At 63.7% G+C, this 16155-nt stretch carries 21 protein-coding genes; 15 read left to right on the top strand and 6 right to left on the bottom strand.

The genetic code is table 11. From position 1 onward, the window contains the following. Positions 1 to 44: 44 nt before the first annotated feature. The 4 genes from ACZYZE_RS17390 (at position 45) to ACZYZE_RS17375 (ending at position 2053) form a co-directional block, all read left to right on the top strand. The gene (locus ACZYZE_RS17390) at positions 45 to 785 is read left to right on the top strand and encodes an aquaporin (RefSeq protein WP_463909185.1); all 741 of its coding nucleotides are present in this window, start codon (positions 45 to 47) and stop codon (positions 783 to 785) included. Between the two features lie 101 nt (positions 786 to 886). Beyond that, positions 887 to 1237: an ArsR/SmtB family transcription factor gene (locus ACZYZE_RS17385; protein ID WP_463909183.1), complete on the top strand. Its 351-nt coding sequence runs from the start codon at positions 887 to 889 to the stop codon at positions 1235 to 1237. Positions 1238 to 1248: 11 nt separating this feature from the next. Beyond that, positions 1249 to 1758, top strand: a complete 510-nt coding sequence (locus tag ACZYZE_RS17380; protein WP_463909181.1) for a GNAT family N-acetyltransferase — start codon at positions 1249 to 1251, stop codon at positions 1756 to 1758. Between the two features lie 61 nt (positions 1759 to 1819). Continuing rightward, positions 1820 to 2053, top strand: a complete 234-nt coding sequence (locus tag ACZYZE_RS17375; protein ID WP_463909179.1) for a hypothetical protein — start codon at positions 1820 to 1822, stop codon at positions 2051 to 2053. 53 nt (positions 2054 to 2106) lie between these two features. On the opposite strand, the gene arsA is transcribed toward ACZYZE_RS17375, so the two are convergent. Together arsA and arsD are read right to left on the bottom strand one after the other, a co-directional pair. Continuing rightward, positions 2107 to 3870, bottom strand: coding sequence for an arsenical pump-driving ATPase (arsA, locus tag ACZYZE_RS17370; RefSeq protein WP_463909177.1), 1764 nt, complete (start codon positions 3868 to 3870; stop codon positions 2107 to 2109). A gap of 8 nt (positions 3871 to 3878) precedes the next feature. Then, positions 3879 to 4271 carry an arsenite efflux transporter metallochaperone ArsD gene (arsD, locus tag ACZYZE_RS17365; RefSeq protein ID WP_463909175.1) on the bottom strand — a complete coding sequence of 131 codons (393 nt, stop codon included), beginning with the start codon at positions 4269 to 4271 and terminating at the stop codon, positions 3879 to 3881. Positions 4272 to 4552: 281 nt separating this feature from the next. Here arsD and ACZYZE_RS17360 point away from each other — a divergent pair, with 281 nt between their 5' ends. After that, complete coding sequence (locus tag ACZYZE_RS17360) at positions 4553 to 4774, top strand: three-helix bundle dimerization domain-containing protein (protein WP_463909173.1); 222 nt, start codon at positions 4553 to 4555, stop codon at positions 4772 to 4774. Positions 4775 to 4857: 83 nt separating this feature from the next. Beyond that, on the top strand, positions 4858 to 5097 hold the full coding sequence (locus ACZYZE_RS17355; protein ID WP_463909171.1) for a hypothetical protein: 240 nt from the start codon (positions 4858 to 4860) through the stop codon (positions 5095 to 5097). 409 nt (positions 5098 to 5506) lie between these two features. Here ACZYZE_RS17355 and ACZYZE_RS17350 read toward each other — a convergent pair whose 3' ends face one another. The 4 genes from ACZYZE_RS17350 to ACZYZE_RS17335 all read right to left on the bottom strand — a co-directional run bounded on the left by ACZYZE_RS17350 (position 5507) and on the right by ACZYZE_RS17335 (position 9046). Then, complete coding sequence (locus ACZYZE_RS17350; RefSeq protein ID WP_463909169.1) at positions 5507 to 5929, bottom strand: YkvA family protein; 423 nt, start codon at positions 5927 to 5929, stop codon at positions 5507 to 5509. A 223-nt stretch (positions 5930 to 6152) separates the two neighbouring features. Continuing rightward, positions 6153 to 6701, bottom strand: coding sequence for a recombinase family protein (locus tag ACZYZE_RS17345; RefSeq protein ID WP_463909167.1), 549 nt, complete (start codon positions 6699 to 6701; stop codon positions 6153 to 6155). Positions 6702 to 7029: 328 nt separating this feature from the next. Then, the gene (locus tag ACZYZE_RS17340) at positions 7030 to 7341 is read right to left on the bottom strand and encodes a thioredoxin family protein (protein ID WP_463909165.1); all 312 of its coding nucleotides are present in this window, start codon (positions 7339 to 7341) and stop codon (positions 7030 to 7032) included. Positions 7342 to 7522: 181 nt separating this feature from the next. Then, complete coding sequence (locus tag ACZYZE_RS17335) at positions 7523 to 9046, bottom strand: SulP family inorganic anion transporter (RefSeq protein WP_463909163.1); 1524 nt, start codon at positions 9044 to 9046, stop codon at positions 7523 to 7525. Between the two features lie 178 nt (positions 9047 to 9224). Between ACZYZE_RS17335 and ACZYZE_RS17330 the strand changes: the two genes are divergently transcribed. The 9 genes from ACZYZE_RS17330 to ACZYZE_RS17290 all read left to right on the top strand — a co-directional run bounded on the left by ACZYZE_RS17330 (position 9225) and on the right by ACZYZE_RS17290 (position 15995). Continuing rightward, positions 9225 to 9599 carry a helix-turn-helix domain-containing protein gene (locus ACZYZE_RS17330; protein WP_463909161.1) on the top strand — a complete coding sequence of 125 codons (375 nt, stop codon included), beginning with the start codon at positions 9225 to 9227 and terminating at the stop codon, positions 9597 to 9599. A 1565-nt stretch (positions 9600 to 11164) separates the two neighbouring features. Continuing rightward, positions 11165 to 11392: a hypothetical protein gene (locus ACZYZE_RS17325; protein WP_463909283.1), complete on the top strand. Its 228-nt coding sequence runs from the start codon at positions 11165 to 11167 to the stop codon at positions 11390 to 11392. Further along, positions 11310 to 11699 carry an alpha/beta fold hydrolase gene (locus ACZYZE_RS17320; protein ID WP_463909159.1) on the top strand — a complete coding sequence of 130 codons (390 nt, stop codon included), beginning with the start codon at positions 11310 to 11312 and terminating at the stop codon, positions 11697 to 11699. Before ACZYZE_RS17325 ends, ACZYZE_RS17320 begins: the two co-directional genes overlap by 83 nt. Positions 11700 to 12293: 594 nt before the next feature. Further along, a complete protein-coding gene (locus tag ACZYZE_RS17315) occupies positions 12294 to 12689 on the top strand; it encodes a cupredoxin domain-containing protein (protein WP_463909157.1) in 396 nt (131 codons plus the stop codon). 38 nt (positions 12690 to 12727) lie between these two features. Then, positions 12728 to 13156, top strand: coding sequence for a hypothetical protein (locus ACZYZE_RS17310; RefSeq protein ID WP_463909155.1), 429 nt, complete (start codon positions 12728 to 12730; stop codon positions 13154 to 13156). A gap of 179 nt (positions 13157 to 13335) precedes the next feature. Continuing rightward, the gene (locus tag ACZYZE_RS17305) at positions 13336 to 14106 is read left to right on the top strand and encodes a hypothetical protein (RefSeq protein WP_463909154.1); all 771 of its coding nucleotides are present in this window, start codon (positions 13336 to 13338) and stop codon (positions 14104 to 14106) included. A gap of 24 nt (positions 14107 to 14130) precedes the next feature. Beyond that, a complete protein-coding gene (locus tag ACZYZE_RS17300) occupies positions 14131 to 14820 on the top strand; it encodes a class F sortase (RefSeq protein ID WP_498049668.1) in 690 nt (229 codons plus the stop codon). A 286-nt stretch (positions 14821 to 15106) separates the two neighbouring features. Beyond that, the gene (locus ACZYZE_RS17295; protein ID WP_459320343.1) at positions 15107 to 15499 is read left to right on the top strand and encodes a hypothetical protein; all 393 of its coding nucleotides are present in this window, start codon (positions 15107 to 15109) and stop codon (positions 15497 to 15499) included. A gap of 49 nt (positions 15500 to 15548) precedes the next feature. After that, positions 15549 to 15995, top strand: coding sequence for a cupredoxin domain-containing protein (locus tag ACZYZE_RS17290; RefSeq protein ID WP_463909152.1), 447 nt, complete (start codon positions 15549 to 15551; stop codon positions 15993 to 15995). Positions 15996 to 16155 lie beyond the last annotated feature (160 nt).

The raw sequence follows: 16155 nt of genomic DNA, 5'->3' as shown, positions 1-16155 counted from the left end.
GAATCAATTTTGACTGAGTAAATATCTTGAGTCAAGCTGTTGGTATGACTTCTCAACAACCGGCGCCGTGGCGCCGTGCCGTGGCCGAACTGCTCGGCACCAGCCTGCTCGTGACGATCGTCGTCGGCTCCGGGATCGCTGCCCAGCAGCTGTCCCCCAATGACGTTGGCCTGCAGCTGCTCCAGAACAGCACCGCCACGGTATTGGGACTGACGGTGCTGATCCTGGTGCTCGGGCCCGTGAGCGGCGCGCATTTCAATCCCGTGGTTTCCCTCGCCGACTGGATCCTGGGCCGACGCAGCGGCACCGGACTGACCCTGCCGGAACTTGCCACGTACATCGTTGCGCAGACAGTGGGTGCGGTCAGTGGCAGCGTGGTCGCGAACGCCATGTTTGAGGTGGGATCCTCCATCTCCACCAAGGAGCGCGCAACCACAGGTCACATGCTGGGCGAGGTTGTCGCCACCGCAGGTCTCGTTCTGCTGATCTTCGCCCTGTCCGCCACCAAGCGCGGCGTTCTCGCCGCGCCGGCGGTGGGCGCTTACATCGGCGCCGCGTACTGGTTCACGTCCTCGACCTCGTTCGCGAACCCGGCCGTGACGGTGGGCCGCATCTTCAGTGACACGTTCGCGGGCATCGCCCCGGCGTCCGTTCCCGGCTTCGTGGTAGCGCAGCTGGTCGGTGCGGCGGTAGGCCTGGGCCTCCTCCTCGTATTGTTCCCCTCCGCGGCCAGCACCGCGGATGACGTCGTCCTGGCGCACAGTTCCGAACCGGCCAACTCGTAGCATTCGCCTGCAGTTGGAGGGTTGACCATCTGCGCTTCCAGCCAACCAGGGCCGGTGCGGCTTTATATTGATGATTGTCAATATCGGGGCATAATGGGTATATGAACTCGCTGTCTATCCTCGAACCGGCCACGGATGAAACCTGCTGCGCCCCGGCGGGAACGCCTACCCTGGGCGCTGAGGAGGCGAAGCAGAAGGCCCTGGTCTTTAAGGCCCTCGCTGATCCGAACCGGCTACGTCTGCTCTCCATGGTCAAGGCCGAGGCGTCCGGCGAATCCTGCGTCTGCGATCTCACCGAACCGCTGGACCTGGGCCAACCCACTGTCTCCCATCACTTGAAGATCCTGGTTGACGCCGGTCTGCTGCATCGCGAGAAGCGCGGCACGTGGGCCTACTACTCCCTCGTCCCCGGCGCCCTGGAGCAGGCGGCCGGCCTGCTGGCGTCTCTGTGAGTCAGAGTCCGGTGCCTGACGTCATTGTCCGGCCGTTGCGGGAATCCGATTGGCCCGAGGTTCAGCGGATCTACGTTGAGGGAATCGCGACGGGTCAGGCCACATTCGAGGTCGAGGCACCGGATTGGCGCCGTTTCGACGGCACTCGCCTCGCTTCCCACCGCTTGGTGGCGGAGGCGCCCGACGGCGGGATTCTCGGCTGGGCGGCTGTTTCCGCCGTTTCCGGCCGCCCGGTGTACGCCGGCGTCGTCGAACATTCCATCTACATTTCTGAGTCGGCCCGCGGCCGGCGGATAGGAACACTCCTGCTCCAGACGTTGGCCGACTCGACGGAAAGCGGCGGCATCTGGACCATCCAGGCGAGCATTTTTCCGGAGAACGAGCCGAGCATGAGGCTGCATCTTGCCCACGGCTTCAGGGTGGTGGGACGGCGGGAAAAGATTGCCCGGATGGCCCACGGCCCGGCCGCCGGGCAATGGCGGGACACCGTCCTGATTGAACGGCGCACGCGCGTCCTTTAGTTCTTGTGCTGCCAGGTAGTCCCTGGGAGCTGACGACACCACCGCAAGCAAGGAGGGCACCATGAATGCCGAGACCCCCGCCACCGAGGCCCGGTTGCGGGCGATGCTGGAGAACGTCAGGACGGCAACCGCCAACACGCGCCAGGCGATGGACGCCCCGGGCGACGAGAACTGGGTGCAGGACGGCGAGTCGGATGCCGAGTACCTGCGGTCGATCCAACGGGACACGATTGCCAGGCTGGATGCCACCGCCCGGGATATCGAAGTCCTGCTGGCTCAGCGCATGGACGGCTAGCCGGACGGGTCACAGCCCCCGCCGCGCAAGCGTCGGCGGGGGCTGGAGCCACGTCAGGCGGGCTGGGAGCTGAGTGCGGTCAGGGCCGACAACTTCTCTTGACCGGTGGGTTCTTCGGGCAGCAGCGGAATGAAGGCCACCCGGTCCGTCAGGGTGTGTACCTTCGTGATCTGTTCGATTTCGCTCGCGGCGCGGGCGCGCAGGAACGGCGTCTGCGGGTGCGCGGCGGCGAGCGAGTTATTGATGACCCAGGCCCACGGATAGATTCCGGCCCTCTCCAGGTCACCCTTCAACTCTTCGGCTTCCAGTACCGGTGTTGTTTCGGCCAGCGTGACGAGAACAACCTTGGTCTGCGCCGGATCCTGCAGCCGCATCAGCGGCGTCACGAATCCCATGGTGTCGCCGACCTGGCGGGCGATCTCGCGGTGGTACGAACCGGTGGCGTCCAGGAGTAGCAGGGTGTGGCCGGTCGGTGCCGTGTCGATCACCACGAAGTGCCGGCGGGATTCCTGGACCACCTTGGAGAACTGCCGGAACACGGCCACCTCGTCCATGCAGGGCGACAACAGGTCCTCAGCGAGGGCCGCGCGCCCGTCATCGTCCAGGTTCCGGCCCTTGGTCTCCATCACATGGGTTCTGTACTCCTGAATCGCCGCTTCCGGATCGATGCGAGAAACCGTCAGGCCCGGGATGGAACCATGGAGTGTTTCGGTGAGGTGCGCTGCGGGATCAGTCGTGGTCAAGTGGACCGCATGCCCGCGTTTGGCCAGGGCAACCGCAATGGCGGCAGCGACGGTGGTCTTCCCGACCCCACCCTTGCCCATGCACATCACGAGGCCGTGGCCGTCGAGCTCCACTTCGTTCACCAGGGCAGCCAGCGGGGCGTCCTCAACCTCGGCGGCCAGCGTGGTGTCATCAGTGATATCGGCGTCGGAAGTGGTCTCGAACAGGGACTCAAGGGCCGGAATGCCGACCATATTGCCCGATTTCAGATCCAGAACATCGCGGGGAAGTCCGGCGACCGCCTCGGGAATGGCCGCGATGGCCGCAGCCTCCCGGGCCCGCAAGGCCTGCGCCAGATCCTCGTCCCCTGCGGCTTCCGGCAGGACGCCGTTGACGACGACGTACCCCCCTCCGATCCCGATCTGGTTGAGTTCGAGATACGTCCGCTCAATTTCGCTCAGTGACGAGGTCTGCGCGCGGCTGACCAGGACAAGCCGGGTCCTCGCCGGGTCCGTGAGGGCCTGGACTGCTTTGGCATAAACCTGTTTGTGCTTCTCCAGTCCGGACAGGGGGCCCAGGCAAGAGGGGTCTCCCTTGCCGGCGGCCAGGAAATCGGTCCACGAACCGGGCAGCTGCAGCAGCCGGATGGTGTGGCCCGTCGGGGCGGTATCGAAGACGATGTGGTCATACTCCCCGTAGGAGCTGTCGTCGGCGAGCAGGTTGGTGAACTCATCGAAGGAGGCGATCTCCGTGGTGCAGGAGCCCGAGAGGCTCTCGGCGATGCCGATCAGCTCCGTCTCGGGCAGGAGGCCCCGGACGGGCGCGATGATCCGTTCCCGGTAAGCCTCGGCGGCCTGCTCGGGGTCAATTTCCAGGGCCGATAAGCCCGGCACATCCTGAAGGGGCGTGACGGTGTTCCCGATGGTCACGCCGAAGACCTGCCCGACGTTGGATGCGGGGTCGGTGCTGACCAGCAAGACCTTTTTGCCGGTTTTTGCCAGAGTGACTGCTGTTGCGCACGCCACGGAGGTCTTGCCCACACCGCCCTTGCCGGTGAAGAACAGGAAACGGGGAGTGTTCTCGAGAAACTTCACGCCGGGACCTAGCTGCAGCTCGTTGAGCCGCCGCAGCAGCCGCCGGACTTTTCACTCAGGCCAAGTTCCGGGCGGGACTGCGCTTCAATGGCGGCTTTGTCCAGTCCGGCGAAAGTCAGCAACTGCCCCCTGCTGGGGTAGGTGCCGGTGGCGACCGTAACGCCGTCGACGATAGTGAGGGGAAGGCCCTTTGATCCGACCAGGTGCATGAATCCACGGACCGTTTCGTCCTCCGCGAAGGCGGTCGGTTCGATGGCGAGGTTGTGGCGGGCAATGTCGGCACCGAGGCCATGGAGGTGTCGCACGTCCGCGGTCACATCCACCAGGGACTGGTCCACGTCAGGGCCACAGACCCCCGTGTCACAGCAGAGGGCGGATTCGTAGATTCGGATAGCAGGCATGTTGTTCTCCTTGGCTTTCGTGGTGCTTCGATTCGATACCGAAACACGGAGTGCCACTCATTCAGGCGGTCGTCCCGGCAGGGACATCGCCAGCGTGATTGCGGCTCTCTTCTCAGTATATCGACAATCGTCGATACACAAAAGGATGGAGGAGGTTACGTTGACAACGGTGGATACTTTTCGAGGAAGGGTCGGTTCGCTACCGGGGCGACACGCGTGTCCTGCACATCGTCGTAAGAAAGCTGGTAGACGCCTCCATCGCCCGGCGTCACACTGATTTCATGGACGACGCGGAAAAGCAGGACACCATTGAGAACGTCACAGCCCGGATAATCGCCCGGCATCCCGACGCTCCCCGTACCCTGGTCGCCAGAGTCGTGACGGAAGAGTATGACCAACTGGCTTCCAGCCGCATCCGTACCTACATCCCGACTCTGATCGAACACGGGGCCCGGAACAGAATCGGCCGGGAGTTCGCCGCCCGGCCCGTAGACGAACCCTGAAGAGATGCTTCTCCAGCGGCCAAACCGAGGGTTGGCATCGCGGACTTCTGCGAAGTGCGAGATGCCGGGGGAATGAGTTTTGAATGGCTAAATACCAGCAGGAACTGACTCATATTGCTTTTTTACTCGCTGACCTCGAGGTCAGCGAAGTCTGGTTAGTGTACTTCGGGTCCGGGGGCAACCAGGATCTGTGGGTCGTCGACGCGTATCTAAACTCAATGATGCCGCTGCCCGTCTACGACTGCGATCTGCTGGCGTTGGTCCTCAATGAGCGCCTGACTGAACTCCACATGCCGCACCTCGCTTCCTACCGTCCTGGCTAAGGACGCGATACTCAGCTTTCAGCCCCGCCGCTCCAGGATTGTGACTGGCGCGGTCACGGGCATGGCCCAGAGGACGTTCAGCCGGCGCCAGGCCAGCGAGAGCATGGCTTGGATGGATATGTCAGTCTGAATGGAGCCCACTAGGACGGCCCGGACGGTACTCATCTGAGCGACTTGCCGAACCTAATGGCGGTTTGAATGGTAACCACCTGTGAGCGTTGTTCCCATCACTATCGGGTCAAGTGGGTGCTGTCAGCGCCGACGTCGTCGCGGTCGAAGTCCGCAGGCATGCTGGTTGCCGCGCATGCGGCACAGCTGTAGGACTACAGGCATGCGTCCGCTGGCATGTCACTTGTCTCACTGCTGCCGCAGGCCGGACAGGTCAGCGTGCCGGTGAACTGGAGGCCGCTCATGCCGTGGCCGAGGACGTGCCGGCGAGGCGGCGGATCAGGGCGAGGCCTGCCGGTGTCCCGGGCCAGTGCTGTTCCAAGGGGCCGTGGCCCGCTTTGCGGATGACCGACCGAAGAACCAGCGCCACGATGATGGCGTCATCGGCGTAGCCGATCACCGGCAGGAAGTCCGGGACCAGGTCAATGGGCGAGGCGAGGTAGACCAGCAGGAGGACCAGCCGGATCCGGATTCCGCGTGGCAGTGTGCGGTCCGCGGTCAGCCTGCGGAGCAGTACCAGCAGGTCCGGCAGCAGCCGCAGGGCCTCCTTCATGCCCAACGTTTCCGGATGCTTGCGGGCGTAGAGCGCCAGCAGGACAAGCAGCACCGCATAGACCAAGACGATCCCGCCAATGATGGCGATCGCCATGTCCCACCAGTTCATTCGATGACCTCTTCGCTTGTCGTGTGTGAGTGGATGGCGGGCCTCAGGCTGCGCAATAGATGATCACAGCAGGGTGCCTGGACCACCACCCGAACAGACCATTCAGGACCAACCCTGCAAGGACCGCACCAGATGGCATGAATTCCAGGGGCTGTCCCAACACCCGCGGATAGTCCATCCAGCCTAACTTCAGGGGACCCTGCAGATTCAAGGACGTCCTTGATTAGAGAAGGTATCGGTAGATCGTGGCGCGGGAGACTCCGAGCATCTTGCCGATGTCGGAGGCGCTGATCCCTTTGCCTTTGAGTTCCTTGGCCCGGGCTGCGGCAGCGTCGTCTATTTTGCGGGGTCGTCCGCCGTGGCGGTTGTTGGCCGCGGCTGCGGCGAGCCCGGCCTTGGTGCGTTCAATCATCGTGTCGCGCTCCAGTTGCGCGAATGCGGCCATGATCGTCAGCATGGCGGTGCCCATGGGCCCGGTCGTGTCCAGTCCTTCGGTCAGGGAACGGAAACCTGCTCCCCGTTTCCTGATGTCCTCGATGGGGTCGAGGACGTGACGGGTGTTGCGGCCCAGGCGGTCGAGCTTCCACACGGTGAGTACGTCGCCGGTCTCCAGCCGGTCCAGGGCTTTGGAGAGCTGGGGGCGTTCCACCGTGGATCCGCTGACGCCGTTGTCGGCAAAGGTCCGGGCTGCGCCGGCGGACTTGAGTGCAGTGAGCTGCAGATCAAGGTTCTGTTCCGTGGTGGAAACCCTCGCATACCCAATCACAGCCATGGGCTTCCCCGTATTCTCTTAAAGCCGGGCAATTTGCCGTTGTGAGACTACCTGTTATTGGATGGCATTCTGAGATCTCAGAGGGGCGTGTCGAACCGCGGGATCCTCGGTGTCATTTTTCGAAGTCGTCTGCACGGAATGTTCGAAGTCCTCTGCACAACTCCGGCTGCCTCGGCATGGTCAGTCGGGTCCGGGGTTATCCGGCCGGAGCCGGAGGGCAACCCACAGGCCGCATCGTCGGCATATGTAGGCCGGTTCCGAACCGAGGGCGTGCAGTTTATGGCGCTGCATCACTCTGCCGCAGCAGGAGCAGGAGCAGGTGCAGGGGTCAGGGTCCACTGTTCCTGAGGGCTTCCGTTAGCTGATCAAGCGTAGGCAGGCCTGCGTAGCCATTGGGGGTCATGTAGATTCGGCACGCCAGATCGCTCGTGGAGGCTGCAGTTGGGAAGATGTCGGCTCCGTTGACGGTGATCGTCGGTGAGCCGGCAAATCCGGTGTCCTTGATATCTGCCGCGGACTCTAGAAGCCGCTTGTGAACTGCAATGTCGGTTCGTCCCAGAGCGGTCAGGGCTGCTTCAAGTCGCTCGTATGCTTTAGCCGAGTTGGGGCACTCATCAATATGGAGCAGTTCCAGTCTCATGTAGCTATTGTCCTCGTTTGGCTGGCATCCTTTGTAACCCGTCCGGGGCAACACTCTGATTCGTCTCCCACGAGACGTGATTGCAACACTCTTGAATGGGCCGCTGAGGCTGGCGTGCAGAAGGCCCCGCGGCCAGATACTTCTGATCGGGGGCCTTCTGTCGTAGGCGTTGTCCTATTTGTTAGTGGCCTGCGCCGAGTTTTCCGCCGAGGCGTTCGCGCATCGTGGTGCTGGCGTCGTTGAGGCCGATGATTTTCACGTCTGTGCCGTGGTGGCGGTATTTCTCCGTGATCGCATCCAGGGCTGCGATGGTGGAGGCGTCCCACAGGTGGGAGGCGTGCATGTCGATGATGACGTGTTCGGGGTCCAGGGCGTATTCGAACTGGGTGTAAAGGTCGTTGGAGGAGGCGAAGAACAGCTCGCCGTCCACGACATAGGTGGCGGTCTCGTGACCCTGAACGGTCTTGACCGTCCGTTCGACGGTGACGAAGTGGGCGACGCGGCGGGCGAAGAGGGCCATGGCGACGAGGACGCCGACGCCGACGCCGATGGCGAGGTTGTGGGTGGCGACCACGACGATGACGGTGGCGACCATGACCATGGTTTCGCTCTTGGGCATCATTTTCAGCGTGCGGGGGTGGATGCTGTGCCAGTCGAACGTGGCCCAGGAGACGAAGATCATCACCGCGACCAGGGCGGCCATCGGGATGACCGAGACCACGCCTCCGAGGGCGACGACGAGGATGAGCAGGAATGCGCCGGCCAGGAAGGTGGAGATCCGGGTGCGGGCGCCGGAGGCTTTGACGTTTATCATGGTCTGGCCGATCATCGCGCAGCCGCCCATGCCGCCGAAGAAGCCGGTGACGATGTTGGCTACGCCCTGGCCCCAGGCTTCGCGGGTTTTGTGGGAGCGGGTGTCGGTGACGTCGTCGACGAGTTTGGCGGTCATGAGGGATTCGAGGAGTCCGACGAAGGCCATGGCCAGGGCGAAGGGGAAGATGATCTGCAGCGTCTCAAGGTTGAGCGGCACGTTGGGGATGAACAGTGACGGCAGGGATTCGGGCAGGTCTCCCTTGTCCCCGACGGTGGGGACGGCGGCGGAGGCCAGGACGGTGATGAGGGTTAGGGCAACGATCGCGACCAGAGGGGCTGGCACCGCTTTGGTGAGCTTGGGCAGGCCGAACACGATGGCCAGGCCCAGAAAGACGAGCGGGTAGACCAGCCACGGGACACCGATGAGCTCGGGGACCTGGGACATGAAGATCAGGATCGCCAGGGCGTTGACGAAGCCGACCATGACAGAGCGGGGGATGAAGCGCATGAGCTTCGCGACTCCGGAGAGTCCCAGGATGATCTGGAAGATCCCGGCGAGGATGACGGCGGCGATGAAGTAGTCCACGCCGTGGGACTTCACTAGTGGGGCAATGACCAGGGCGATCGCACCGGTGGCTGCTGAGATCATGGCTGGCCGGCCGCCGACGAAGGCGATCGTGACGGCCATCGTGAAGGACGCGAACAGTCCGATCCGGGGATCGACGCCGGCGATGATCGAGAACGCGATTGCTTCCGGGATCAGGGCCAGGGCGACGACGAGCCCGGCGAGGACTTCGGTCTTGAGGCGGCGCGGGGACATCAGGGTGCCCCGGACGGATTGCAGCTGTTCGGGTGTGAACGCCGGCGGGTGTTCGGCTTTTGTGACGGCCATTGCTGGCTCCGTTCATGGTCAAGAAGACGCACGACTGCGGCTTCGTTTTGCTAATGAATTGGGGGCGCAGCGCCGCGCCGGGAAAACGGGGGAACTAGTCTTAGAGGTCCCACATCACTACCTAAACCCTACCCTAACGTGATGGTAGAGTTGAATCCAGAACAGGACGGAGGCGCTGATGACGGCTAAGACCAGCAGCACCAACACCATGCACATCGGTGAACTGGCTGAGAGGACCGGGCTGTCCCTGCGGACCATCCGCCACTACGACGACGTGGGGCTCCTCCCTGCAACAGCGCGGACCGACGGCGGCTTCAGGGTGTTCTCCGAAGATGATTTCGAACGCCTCATGGTCATCAAGCAGATGAAACCCCTGGGTTTCTCGCTCGACGAGATGGCTGAAATCCTTGCCCTCCTTGCGGCGCCGGACGTCGCCGCCCCTGAACGATCAGGGACGCTGGGCGGATTCCTGGAGAGGGCCGTCCACCAGCGGGCCAAGATGGCCCGGAACCTCGCCCAGGCGGATGAGTTCATCCAGAGCCTCGGCGGGTAACGTCTGATCGCACCCTACTGATTCATGTCCTAAACCTCCTGACCAGGCAGCCTTATCGCCGCCTGGATCGGACCCCACTGGGCCACCCGGCTCAAGTCAAAAAATGCTCTACCGCGTCATCGCGGTCCCGGAGTGGGCCAAAATGACCGTCCTGCTGGGGCGACAAATACTTGACACAGCCACACTGTGCCGCCGGCCGAGGTTGGTGCCATCGCTATCATTCCCTGATTGGAGCATGGCTCTGGCGAGGACGCGCGGAGCTGGTCTGAGGGGCGCCGCCCGGTCATGCGGCTCTCGACGTTGCGGACCATGAAGGGGATGAACGGAGGTGGAACCGATATGAGAAGCCTAGCGACCAAGAGCCCTGCGCGGCATGACCAAGAGTCCCCAACAAGCGAGGGCCTGACCAGGCCGCTGCCGCTCGTGGAATCCGACGGACGGGTCATCTATGTAGATACAGAGAAGTGCCGCACCCTGTCAGATCGGGTGCGGCAGCTTGGGGGAGGCCTTGGTGGGGAGAATCAGGGGTGTGGACAGTGTCCACACATTGGGTCCCGGATCGGGCCGTACCGGTGCCGGACTGGCCCGGATTCCGTATGTTTCGGCGGGAGCCCAGTGTTCCGCGGCCTGGAGTCCGGTTCGAGTCCCACCTCGGGCACAGTGTTTCCGCAGGTCAGGGGCTTTTTAGTGCTTTTTTCATGTGGACAGTGTCCACACTCTTGCCTCTGACCTGATGTTCCGGGTGTGTGGGGTCCCGGACAGACCTATTCGGTTGTGTGGGGGAGCGGCTCTCTACTGCAGATCGGGTACCGCCCTGCGGGGTGCGTTCTGGGTGTTCATCCTTGTTCGTCCTTCCGTTGGGTTTCTCGCGTTCACCACTTCATGGTGGCCAGGGCCGCCTACAACATGACTAGCTGATTGTTCTTTAGATGGGCTTGGGTTTGCGGCTGGTCCGGATTCTCCGCTCTGATAACTGTTCATGCAGGACTGCGGGGAACGGCATGACATGGCCACTGCTCCGGAGCTGATCATGAGCTTACTGAGCCTGGCCAGTCGGCAGGCGGGCCGGCCTCGGGGGCGAGTCGTAGGAGTTGGTGGGCCTTGCTGCCTCTGCCTTCCCACCAGTTGATGAGGGCGATGGCGGTGCGGATGGGGCGGAGTGTCGGGTGCTGCTGGGTGTGTATGCGTGGATCAGCGCCCAGAGCTAGTGTGCTGCGGCACGGTCTAGGTGTTGTGCGGGCACCTCGGCACTTAGGCATCAGACTCAATGGCTCAGGGCGGTCCTCTGCGATACCGGCGGCGCGCGGCCACTGGGGTGGCGTGACGGACAGGGACTACCAGGCCAACAATCAAGATTGAGACCGCAAGACCACGCTCCAAGGCGGTAGACCAGATGGACCAGAGAACGTTTATAGGGGCCGAGTCAGTGCTTGCGAACCAGAAAACAGCCACACCAAGGGCACAAAAAACCCCAAGCTCAACGGCCCGGCGATGAACACTTTCGCAGGACCCGCGACCTCCTCGAGGCACTCGAGCTCACCGACACGACCCTCGTCGGATTTTCCATGGGCGGCGGTGAAGTAGCCCGCTACTTCACCAGGTACGGGACGGACCGGGTGCGCAGCGTCGTTTTCGCAGCCGCCGTCCCCGTACATGATGCGGGGCCAGGACAACCCGGACGGGCCGCTCACCAAGGACGCTGCAGCCGAGATGACTTCTGGCCTGACGAACGACGAAGACTCCTTCTACGACGATTTCACCCGGCAATTCTTCTCCGTCAACGGGGAGCTTAAAGTCACCGAGCAGCAACGTCAGGAAGCCCTCCGGCTCTGCAAGCAGGCTGACAAAAAGGCGGCACTGGCCTGTATGGAAGCTTTCGGCACAACCGACTTCCGCGACGACCTGCCCAAGGTCACCGTCCCGGCCCTGATCCTGCACGGCGACGGCGACGGCACCGTGCCCTTCGAAGGATCCGGTGCCCGGACCCACGCAGCCCTGCCCGGCAGCGACCTGCACATCCTCCACGGCGCACCACACGGCTGCAACGTGAGCCACCCCGATGAGTTCAACCAGGCACTGCTGACCTTCCTGCAGAAGTAGGGGCCCGGCGCTAAAGCGGGACATCACTGCAGCGAGGCAGGGTGAGGCGGCCACAAGGGCCACCTCACCCACTCCTTACTCGATTCCGGAGACCAGATCAATCTTCTACCCGGGCGACGCCGGAGGAGCATGATGGGCTCGGGGAGGAGGCGAGAGCCCTGCGTGACTTGCTGCTGCATTCCTGTTTCCATCACGTCCGGGGCCTAAGAGTCGTGCGGTTCAGGTGCATAGCAGCGCAGCACACACCCGAGCGTTGGCGCGTTTGACGACCACGTAGAGGGCCTGGAGGCTTCGTTCCGTCACGCGGCCCTTCATCAAATCGCCCATACCGGGTGATATCTCGGATCCGCTGTTATAGCCTGCATCAGGGCCACCGCGATGCGTGTCAGCGCCGCCGGTTTGCTGATGCACGGCGTGGGCAAGACGGTGCCCGGGCGTCGGCGCTTTCAAGACACCGGATACCGGTCCATCACTTTGCGAGTCCACGTCGGGCAGTCCGCAAGTGCAGGGGTGACGAATAGGGTCTGTGGGTAGTTTCCCGATAGGCGCGCCATTCCGGCGTGCGGAGGACACGTCCCTGGGAAAGGGATTTTCATGAGAACGATCAAGCGCGTTTTGACCGTAGCAGCCACCTTGTCGTTGGTGGCCATTACTGGATGTGCCACCCAGGACGGAGGGCCTTCCACCCCGCCGCCCGCCACCAGTTCCTCTGCAACGTCAGCCGATGGATCGGCCTCGGCCGGTGAGGCTGTCATCACGATCAGGGGCTTCGCGTACGATGTTCCGGCGTCGGTGAAGCCGGGGGCGATGGTGACGGTGACTAACGCGGACAGCGCCCCTCACACCCTGACTGCGACGGCCAAGGGCGGTTTCGACGTTGAAGTCCCGGGCGGTGGAACGGTGAGCTTCCGGGCCCCGGACACCCCGGGTGAGTACGGGATTATCTGCAGCTTCCATCCGCAGATGACCGGGAGGCTGGTCGTGACATGAACTGGACAATACTGAAACCGCGAGCACGGTCTTTATGGGTGCTGCGTGTCGGCGTCGCGGCCGGTCTGGTGGTCAGTGCCGTGGTCCATGTCCAGCTCGCCCCGGGCTATCAGCAGGCCGCGCCGGGCGGTCTCGGGCAAGGGACCCTGTTTTTGATCCAGGCCGGGGCAGCGGCCCTGGCCGCGGTGTTTGTTCTGCTCAAAGGTTCACGGGCGGCTTTCGCGGCTGTCGCCGTGGTGGCGTTGTCGTCCCTGGTCGCGGTCATCCTGTACCGGTATGTCCAGGTCCCTGCTGTTGGGCCGCTGCCTTCGATGTATGAACCCGTCTGGTATGCGGCCAAGACCATCACGGCGGTGGCCGAAGCGGCCGCGGGCGGCTTGGCGGTCGCCGGGTACGCCCTGCTGCGCAAGACCCGGTCCGGATCAGGGCCAGCTGCCAGGGGCGGCCGCGGGGCTTCAACTACCTGACCCGGACGGGTTTACCGTCCCAGGTCAGGCACCTCTGGTGCCTGTCCGCGGGTGGCCTGCCAAGAATATGTGGTCCGGGCCACATTTTCACCCATCCCTTATCGGTAGTGCTCCGAAGTACTGCTGTCCCCTTCCCTGGGGTGCCAACATCACACGCGCGTGAATGAGGAGATTTTCCTATGAATAAGACACTTCGCCTTACGGCGGTCCCCACCCTGGCCTTGGCCGCCATTGCCCTGTCCGGTTCCCCTGCGATGGCAGCGGACCAGTCCTACCAGTCCACCCTGGGCCAGCTCAACGGCAGCGCAGGCTCGGGAAGCATCACTGTTGATGTCAAGGGCAACCAGGCCCACGTTGTCCTGAAGGTCTCCGGCATGCCCGCGACGTTCATGGACGCCCCGTACCCGCATGTCCAGCACATCCATGGCGGGGCTAAGGGCGTCTGCCCGGATCCCTCGGCCGATAAGGACGGCGACCAGGTCATTTCCACCACCGAAGGCGCTCCGTCCTACGGCGCCATCGTCACCACCCTAGCGACCAGCGGTGACACCAGCCCCGCAGCTGGGCTTGACCTTAAGGTCGGCGGCCAGGGTGCTGCCTACACCGTTGACCGCACGTTCGAGCTGAATGCCGAAACCAAGGCAGCCCTGGAAGCAGGCACCGCCGTCGTGGTCGTCCACGGCCTTGACCCCGCCACCCTGAGTGCGGCAGGCCAGGCCGCCAAGAGCGACCTTGCCCCGACGCTTCCGCTGGCCGCCACGTCCCCTGCCCTGTGCGGGACCTTGAAGGCGGGCCAGATGAAGACGCCGGCAGGCGGCGCTGACACCGGTGTCACCCAGGAAACCGGTACCGACACCGGGGCCCTCGCCGTCGGTGGCGGCCTGGCCCTGGTCGCACTTGCCGGCGGAGCCTACGTAGTCCGCCGCCGCAGCGCCGGTTCAGCAGCCTAAGCACCGGCTGACCGGATCACGACTGTGACACTCATGAATTCCGGCCGCCGCGGGGGCCTGCGGGCCTCCACGGCGGCCGGGGTTCTGCTCCTGCTGACCCTGGCTGGCTGCGGTGCGGGAAACAACGGAACGCTGGACGTCGGCTCCCCACCTTCCGCTTCCGCCGCGGCGGCCACCCCCGCCGCGCCCGGTTCCGACGTGCAGGCACCTCCCCCCTCGGGTCCGGCCGCCGCGCCTCCCGTGGCAGAGCCCGCGGTGCTGACCCGATCCGAGCCGGCGGCCCTGGAAATCCCGGCTATCGGCGTGCGAACCGACCTTCTTAAACGTGGACTCCGCGAGAACGGTTCCCTGGAAGTTCCCCCCACCGGAAGCGGAGCGCCCGCCAGCTGGTACGACGGTTCCCCCACGCCCGGGGAACGTGGCCCTTCGGTGATGCTGGGCCACGTGAACGCTGACGGTGGCGCCACCGGGGTGTTCGCTGACCTCCGGAAGCTCACACCAGGCACTGAGATCAATGTCTCCCGAAGGGACGGCAGCATCGCCGTGTTCACCGTTGACCGCGGCGCCAAGTACAGCAAAAACAACTTTCCTACCCTCGAGGTCTACGGCAACACCCCCGGCGCTGAGCTCCGGCTCATCACGTGCGACGGCTACGACCCCGCCACCAAACTTTTCGACGACAACTACGTCATCTACGCCAAACTCAAAGCCTGACAACGGCCGCTGACCCGGAAAATGCGGCGGCCAGGATGGAAAAGCTGTGAAATACCGCAAGCCACTAATTGCCTCCTTGGCCATGTCCGCTCTGCTGCTGTCAGGCTGCGCCGCGTCTGCCAGCGTGGTGCCATCGAACGCTCCGCCGACCTCACCCGCAGCTGCGTCTGAAACCGGTCACACCGGCAGCCACGGTGGCGGGCATCACAGCCAGGGTTCGGCCCCACCAAATGCGACGGCGGACGGTCCCAGCGCCGCTGCCCTGATGGTATGCGGCGACCAGCCAATGGACAGGCTCACATCCATCCTGGACCTGGACTCAGACCCGCACACCGTCAACGACTGGGCCGACGGTACCTTCACCTGCACCTACCACCTGGCCGAAGGGCCACTGGAAATCTCCGTCCAAGAAGCTGCGGACAAGGCATCGGCACTGAAATATTTCGACGCGATGCAGGCCCTGGCAAAAGACGCGAAACCCATCGAAGGCCTGGCGAACCTCGGATTCCCGGCCTATGAAACCGCCGACGGATCAGCCGTGTTCCAAAAAGACAACTTCGTCCTGCACGTGAACGCCTCCGGCCTGCCCCCCATTTTGGGACCCGACAGCATCACCAGGAACGCTCTGGCCTACCAGCTCTCCACCACCATCCTCGCCTGCTGGATCGAACACCCCTGACTCACCTCCTCCGCACGTCACTGCGGACGGGCCCCACGAAAGGTTCATCATGAAGGCAAACATCAGAACAACCTGGACAATCGGACTCGCAGCAATAGCCTTGTTCGCCCTCTCCGGCTGCGGGAACGCAGGCATGCCCGGTTCCGGCACGACGTCAGCACCAGCAGGAACAGCACAGCCAACATCAGCTCCAGCCACCACCACTGAGCCTGTTCCCTCGACCTCCAGCCCGGGCTCTTCGCCCGCAGCTGGTTCGGCGGAGATACTGATCAAGGGCTTCAAATACCAGGGCGCGGAAACCGTGAGCCCCGGAGCGACGGTCACCGTCACCAACGACGACATCGAAGCGCACACCATCACCGCGGACACCGGCAACGCGTTCGACGCCATTATCAAAGTCGGCACCGGCACCTTCACCGCCCCAACCGAACCAGGCACCTACGCCTACCACTGCAACTTCCACGGCAACATGAAAGGCACCTTCACCGTGAAATAGGAGCCACAAGAGATCCCGCCCGACGGGTCCTCTGGGAGTGTCCGTTTAACGGTGGATCCGTGGCTGGCATTTAATTGATTCTTCCTTCGAAGGTGATGGCGAACGCGTTCAGGGCCGGCTTCCACCTCGTCGCCCATCGTGCCCTGCCTTTGCCAGTCGG

It is taken from the genome of Pseudarthrobacter woesei, from assembly GCF_055412745.1.
Note: the sequence above shows the minus strand (reverse complement) of the source record. Positions and strands in the feature narration are given on the sequence as shown.

What these genes read in the sequence shown, in the direction of transcription:
- ACZYZE_RS17290 (WP_463909152.1), top strand. Translation starts at nt 15,549, where the DNA reads ATGAAGGCAAACATCAGAACAACCTGGACAATCGGACTCGCAGCAATA.
- ACZYZE_RS17325 (WP_463909283.1), top strand. Translation starts at nt 11,165, where the DNA reads ATGGGCGGCGGTGAAGTAGCCCGCTACTTCACCAGGTACGGGACGGAC.
- ACZYZE_RS17340 (WP_463909165.1), bottom strand. Translation starts at nt 7,341, where the DNA reads ATGAGACTGGAACTGCTCCATATTGATGAGTGCCCCAACTCGGCTAAA.
- ACZYZE_RS17295 (WP_459320343.1), top strand. Translation starts at nt 15,107, where the DNA reads ATGGACAGGCTCACATCCATCCTGGACCTGGACTCAGACCCGCACACC.
- ACZYZE_RS17315 (WP_463909157.1), top strand. Translation starts at nt 12,294, where the DNA reads ATGAGAACGATCAAGCGCGTTTTGACCGTAGCAGCCACCTTGTCGTTG.
- ACZYZE_RS17355 (WP_463909171.1), top strand. Translation starts at nt 4,858, where the DNA reads ATGGCTAAATACCAGCAGGAACTGACTCATATTGCTTTTTTACTCGCT.
- ACZYZE_RS17335 (WP_463909163.1), bottom strand. Translation starts at nt 9,046, where the DNA reads ATGGCCGTCACAAAAGCCGAACACCCGCCGGCGTTCACACCCGAACAG.
- ACZYZE_RS17345 (WP_463909167.1), bottom strand. Translation starts at nt 6,701, where the DNA reads ATGGCTGTGATTGGGTATGCGAGGGTTTCCACCACGGAACAGAACCTT.
- ACZYZE_RS17375 (WP_463909179.1), top strand. Translation starts at nt 1,820, where the DNA reads ATGAATGCCGAGACCCCCGCCACCGAGGCCCGGTTGCGGGCGATGCTG.
- ACZYZE_RS17350 (WP_463909169.1), bottom strand. Translation starts at nt 5,929, where the DNA reads ATGAACTGGTGGGACATGGCGATCGCCATCATTGGCGGGATCGTCTTG.
- ACZYZE_RS17305 (WP_463909154.1), top strand. Translation starts at nt 13,336, where the DNA reads ATGAATAAGACACTTCGCCTTACGGCGGTCCCCACCCTGGCCTTGGCC.
- ACZYZE_RS17385 (WP_463909183.1), top strand. Translation starts at nt 887, where the DNA reads ATGAACTCGCTGTCTATCCTCGAACCGGCCACGGATGAAACCTGCTGC.
- arsD (WP_463909175.1), bottom strand. Translation starts at nt 4,271, where the DNA reads ATGCCTGCTATCCGAATCTACGAATCCGCCCTCTGCTGTGACACGGGG.
- ACZYZE_RS17390 (WP_463909185.1), top strand. Translation starts at nt 45, where the DNA reads ATGACTTCTCAACAACCGGCGCCGTGGCGCCGTGCCGTGGCCGAACTG.
- ACZYZE_RS17360 (WP_463909173.1), top strand. Translation starts at nt 4,553, where the DNA reads ATGGACGACGCGGAAAAGCAGGACACCATTGAGAACGTCACAGCCCGG.
- ACZYZE_RS17330 (WP_463909161.1), top strand. Translation starts at nt 9,225, where the DNA reads ATGACGGCTAAGACCAGCAGCACCAACACCATGCACATCGGTGAACTG.
- ACZYZE_RS17320 (WP_463909159.1), top strand. Translation starts at nt 11,310, where the DNA reads ATGACTTCTGGCCTGACGAACGACGAAGACTCCTTCTACGACGATTTC.